This window comes from Paramagnetospirillum caucaseum, from assembly GCF_000342045.1.
GTDB classification, from domain to species: Bacteria; Pseudomonadota; Alphaproteobacteria; order Rhodospirillales; family Magnetospirillaceae; genus Phaeospirillum; species Phaeospirillum caucaseum.
Genome location: NZ_AONQ01000130.1, coordinates 1 through 5,102 on the forward strand (window position 1 = coordinate 1; position 5,102 = coordinate 5,102).

The window sequence follows — 5,102 nt, forward strand, 5'->3', positions numbered from 1 at the left end:
GGAATAGACCTCAATGTCGGGGGAGCTTTCCGCCAGGACCGACATGACCCTGGCCGACATGTCGCCATAGAGCGTGTAGTTCGATGAAAAGACCTTGATGCCATGCTGCTCGATGAGCCCTCGGGCCTTGAAATAGGGCGTCCCCATTTCAACGCCCAGTTCCTTGGCCTCATTGGACCTCGCAATGATGCAGCCATCATTGTTGGACAACACAACAATCGGAAAACCTTCCAAACTCGGCTGAAAAACCCGCTCGCATGAGCAGTAAAAATTATTGCAATCGACGAGCCCAAAAAGCGTCGGATTCTTCATCTTATTCGGCGGCCATGGTGCCGGTACGCGGCGGCTGCCCGGCCAGCCAATGAATGGCACTGGTGGCGACGCCCCATATCAGGGTTTCAGAATTCTCATCGACCTCTATGACAGGGTATGCGTCGTTCTCAGCCTGTAGGACCATTCGGTTGCCTCGACGGGCCAGTCGCTTGAGAGTCAATTCCCCGTCAATGGCGGCCACGACAATATGGCCTGGAGCAGCCTGGATGGAGCGGTCCACGACAAGGAGGTCGCCATCGAAAATCCCGGCATCAACCATGGAATCTCCAGAGACCCAGACCAGGAAGGTGGCGGATGGGTGCTGGATGAGGTGCTCATTCAGGTCGATGCGGCCCTCCAAATAATCTCCTGCCGGGCTGGGGAATCCAGCCTGGACAGTTTCATCCACCAATATGAGCTTGAGGCAGGGAGACATGATGTGTCCGCGTTCATTATACGTTCCAACTCTTACTCCACCTGTCCATGGAGTCAAGGCGGGCCATCAGTAGCTCCGACCAAGGGCCTCTCGAACCAACATTTTTATCTCCCTGATGGCTTCCGTTGCATTCTGTTGACAGCTTTCAGCATCGCCGCCATCTGCTCGCCGATACCTGTTGTCTCGAATCAAAGAATTAGCGACGGTAAGAATCTCGCTCTGATAGAATCTGACCTCACCATGAGGCACTTGGCCACCGGTCCAAACCGATTCTTGGAAAATTCGGTGGCTGGCCACCTCCGCAACTACGCCGACATCACTGCTGAGCTTTTCGCAATGATTGACCCGGTCCAGTAGAGAAGAATTCTGCGAAAGGGGGAGGCCAGGAATGGGCTTCTGGTCGGAATTATGCCACCAGTAGGTTGGGGCTGAAATCTCATTCCTGCGCTCTCGGTGCTGATTCCAATAAGCAGGATTCCTGGCTTCAGCAGCAGTCTGGGGCAGCGCACTTAAAGGCATAAAGATAAGTGCCATTATAACGGTGAATAATTTCATTGATACCTCAATTACATACTGAGGTTGGTTTGTTAAAAAATCAATCTTTTGAATCTATGACGCATGAGAGTTGCTGCCCAAGCTCGTGAGCCTTGTCAGATGTTGTTACTCTGTGCGGGCATTCATTGTGAATTGAGCAGCGAAATATTTCACAAATCTTTTCCAGCAAACTTATCGCAAGCTCACGGCTTGGGGCCGAATGCAGGCCCGCCTCAACCTCCGCAATGTAGGCGACACAGTCACATCGATTCGCCATGAGCCCTCGCTGATATGCCAGCCAATGGTATGACCATTAGACACAGTTTGCTATCGGGCGATAACCTTATTGGTAGGACCAGCTAATTCAGAAGGGAGGGCTGGCTGGGTTGCATCGTGACGAGGGGAGCCCAGCCAGCCGCATGAGGCGCGGGTATTGGGGGGAACGCCTCAAAAGAAGCATATCTCAACTATCTTTGCGATTCTACCCCCAGCAGGACCAGTGCACCGAGCCCTCGGGCTTTGAAATACGACATCACCATTGAGCCAGGGCTGTTCAGTTCTCCTCATGCGACCCTGTACCCCATCGCGTGGAGCGGGTTTAGGGCATTGATGCAGAGTTCTCGGCTGATGTTGGCGGTACCGTTGGCGGGGCATCGGTAGGCGGTTAATCTGGTTCCTTCAAATCTCTTTACTAAATCAACGCATTCCTTTGAAAATTTCATATAAACACCAATAGATAATTGTTCTGTTGGTGTTTATAAATTGAGCTTTTTTATCGAAAATGATAAATAATATTAAGCGTTTTGTTTTGTTCTTTGTCTCCTCTCTCCTGTGTTCAGTCTTTCCACCACTTCACGTATCCGTCATTGGTTAGTGTAATTTTTTTATTAGGCTTAGGCTTAGGCTTAGGCTTAGGCTTGGCCTCAGCCTCTTGAATTATCGAATTACGCAAAACATTGATATATTTGGTTAAGTTATTTTTGCGGGCTCGGTCAGATTTGAACAACGCAGCATCAGCCGCTAATAGCCTTTTACATTCATCATGTGGTAGCGGCTTGCCTTTTGTTTCTTTCCTCTCCCTATTCGGCTTTAAATAAAATATAGCCCTATCAAGAGCGTCAAGGGCGGGTGACAATGATACTACAGCTTGTCTATTGTTGCTGTAGTCGTGTTCGTTACCTGTTTCATCATAAATGGTGTAGCAATATTCATCATCTCTCGTTCCATCATTCTTTGGGTTACGCCATGAACTACTTCTTGGTGGTGATTTAAAAATTGGAAATTCACGGCGCGGAAGTGCCATGAAATAATCTGTAAATGGCCGAAAGTTGCCAAAAAATACAAGCTGCATGGCCTCGGGAATTGTACCCATGCCTTTCCCATCCCGCGCTTTAATTCTTTCCAAAGCAACTTCAGACACGTCAAGATTGTGGCGTTCAATAAATTCAACACTTGGTTCCGAAAATTTAATCGAACGCCGATTGAATAAAATTTTAGGGCTATATTTCCAGTGGATATATAGTTGATGCCATTTTTGGTCAGTACGTAATGGGATTAAAAATATAATCGTTTCGGCATTACCCTTTGCGACTTCCGCCCAACCTTTCTCAAGGAATGCTCCAATATTTGAATAGGGAGGATTGCAATAAATACGGCCATTCCATTCCTTTGTTAATGAATTATCTTTTGCGGTATAGTGCTGTTTACACCATGGGTATGTAGGCGCTTCTTCCCCATGGCATGGTGAACACGGGTCAAGGTCAAGCTTATTGTATCCATTTGCGGAATACAGGTGATATAATATTTCAACTGGCGTATAGAATTCTTGGCTGCGGCCTTTTTTTACGCCTTTCATCGCCATCCCTGATTGACCAGCCATTTTAACTTAAGTGGGTATGCACTTCACACATCCGATATCAACGGATAGCATGGAGGCATGACCGATGCCATCCCGCCGCCCCAGCCTGGAATTGATTACCCTGGGACATTCGGAGAGTTCGAAGCGTGGTTTGGCAGCGAAGCGGCTTGCCGGGCGTATGTCCGCCGACTTCGCTGGCCGCGCGGCTTCTCCTGCCCAGAATGTGGGGCGGTTGACGAGCCGACGGAGATGTCGCGCGGGCTTCTGCGCTGTCGAGCCTGCGGCAAGCAGGTTTCTGTAACGGCGGGAACCATTTTCCAAGACACCCACAAACCGCTTCGACAATGGTTTCTGGCGATGTGGTTCATAACCAGCCAAAAGAACGGTGTCAGCGCCCTGGGGCTCCAGCGCGTCCTTGGTCTCGGAAGCTATCGAACGGCTTGGACCTGGCTGCACAAGTTGCGGCGGGCGATGATCCGCCCTGGCCGGGACAACCTTCATGGCGAGGTTGAGGTGGACGAGACCTACGTCGGTGCCCCGGAAGAGGGCGTGAGGGGGCGGGGAGCCACCGGCAAGGCCATTGTCGCAATCGCTGTCGAGAAGGACGGTCGCGGGTTCGGCCGGGTCCGGTTGCGCCATATCAAGGACGTGTCGGCTGACAGCCTGTTGACCTTCGTGAGCAGTGCCGTGGAACCCGGAAGCACCATCCAAACGGATGGCTGGCCCGGCTATTCCGGCTTGCGCAACGTCGGCTACCAGCATCAGCCCACGGTGATCAGTGCCAGCACCGATCCCGCCCACGTCGTCATGCCGCGTGTGCACAAGGTGGCCTCGCTGCTCAAACGATGGCTCATGGGAACCCTGCAAGGCGGTATCCAGCACCAACATCTCGACTATTACCTCGACGAATTCGCATTCCGCTTTAATCGCCGTCGTTCAAAGGCCCGTGGCATGCTTTTCTATCGCCTTGCCCAGCAGGCCGTCGCAATTGAACCGGTGCCATACCGCGCGATCATCAACGCTGACGGCTCCGAGTCATAAATCGCTACCTGTGGGGTCACGATGTGTGAAGTGCATACCCACTTTAACTTAATCCTCCATTGTTCCGATTTTGGACAACAATTCGCCAACCGTATTGATGCCGTCAAATAAGCTGGACTGCTTATTTTTCAAATAATGGAGCATGGTTGTCATGACGTTTGAATGGCCAACATTTTCCGCAACGACAGGCACCGGAACGCCTGCATCAATGGCTAAATTTATGTACAACGAACGGAGGTTGTGGGGCTTCAAAGTGGGCATTCCGCACTTTGTTCCGACCCTCCGCAGGTACTCATTGACGGCGGTTGAATGGGCATTTTTATGGCCAGCACGACCGGACGGGAAGACCCATTCATCGCTCTGGCGGTCTTTACGGACCCTGACAACAGCGGCTTGGTCCAGCACTGATATGGCGGCATCTGACAGGCGAATGTATCGGGTGAGTCCGTTCTTGCCGGGGTCACGCTTAGTAATAAGGCGCTTTTCATAGTCGATTTCATCAAAGCGGAGGGTTTGAATTTCGTTACGACGAGCGCCTGTATGTAAAATCATCTCGATAACCGCAACGGCAATAGGATTAATATTGTTGTCTGTATAGCTATCTTTGATGGCGGCTATCAGCTTACCCACGTCGGCCTCTTCCAGGGTCATTTTATAGCCATTCTCAGACTTCCGTAATTTAAAACCGGAATCGACCAGCATTTTCTTGACCCCGAAGGCAGGGTTGGCGATTTCAGCCGGTATTAGTTCGCGGATGCTGGCGTATTTCCAGGCTGCGCTTATGTAGGTGATAAGGTTAAATGCGGTTCCTGGTAGTCTTGAGTAGTCGTCTTCAATCCATTTTATTAGAACTCCCCTCGTAAAGTCCTTAATGAACCAATCCCGGTATTTCGGATAAATGTGCTTATCAAGAAATAAACC

6 protein-coding genes are annotated in these 5,102 nt (G+C 50.6%); 1 reads left to right on the top strand and 5 read right to left on the bottom strand.

Features of this window, described 5'->3' with window-relative positions; translation table 11 throughout:
• The 4 genes from H261_RS22385 to H261_RS24325 all read right to left on the bottom strand — a co-directional run.
• Positions 1 to 312: Y-family DNA polymerase (locus H261_RS22385; RefSeq protein WP_456095273.1), on the bottom strand; the 312-nt coding region annotated here is incomplete at its 3' end.
• A 1-nt stretch (position 313) separates the two neighbouring features.
• A complete protein-coding gene (locus H261_RS22390) occupies positions 314 to 748 on the bottom strand; it encodes a LexA family protein (protein ID WP_008622365.1) in 435 nt (144 codons plus the stop codon).
• 66 nt (positions 749 to 814) lie between these two features.
• Entirely contained in the window at positions 815 to 1,303 is a 489-nt protein-coding gene (locus H261_RS25205; protein ID WP_152427077.1) for a hypothetical protein, read from the bottom strand.
• An 814-nt stretch (positions 1,304 to 2,117) separates the two neighbouring features.
• Positions 2,118 to 3,161, bottom strand: a complete 1,044-nt coding sequence (locus tag H261_RS24325) for a DNA N-6-adenine-methyltransferase (RefSeq protein WP_081609039.1) — start codon at positions 3,159 to 3,161, stop codon at positions 2,118 to 2,120.
• A gap of 57 nt (positions 3,162 to 3,218) precedes the next feature.
• Between H261_RS24325 and H261_RS22400 the strand changes: the two genes are divergently transcribed.
• Complete coding sequence (locus tag H261_RS22400; RefSeq protein ID WP_040477290.1) at positions 3,219 to 4,181, top strand: IS1595 family transposase; 963 nt, start codon at positions 3,219 to 3,221, stop codon at positions 4,179 to 4,181.
• A 48-nt stretch (positions 4,182 to 4,229) separates the two neighbouring features.
• Here the strand turns inward: H261_RS22400 and H261_RS22405 are convergent.
• Positions 4,230 to 5,102, bottom strand: an 873-nt coding sequence (locus tag H261_RS22405) for a tyrosine-type recombinase/integrase (RefSeq protein WP_008622367.1), incomplete at its 5' end; no start/stop codon positions are given.

What these genes read in the sequence shown, in the direction of transcription:
- H261_RS22390 (WP_008622365.1), bottom strand. Translation starts at nt 748, where the DNA reads ATGTCTCCCTGCCTCAAGCTCATATTGGTGGATGAAACTGTCCAGGCT.
- H261_RS25205 (WP_152427077.1), bottom strand. Translation starts at nt 1,303, where the DNA reads ATGAAATTATTCACCGTTATAATGGCACTTATCTTTATGCCTTTAAGT.
- H261_RS24325 (WP_081609039.1), bottom strand. Translation starts at nt 3,161, where the DNA reads ATGGCTGGTCAATCAGGGATGGCGATGAAAGGCGTAAAAAAAGGCCGC.
- H261_RS22400 (WP_040477290.1), top strand. Translation starts at nt 3,219, where the DNA reads ATGACCGATGCCATCCCGCCGCCCCAGCCTGGAATTGATTACCCTGGG.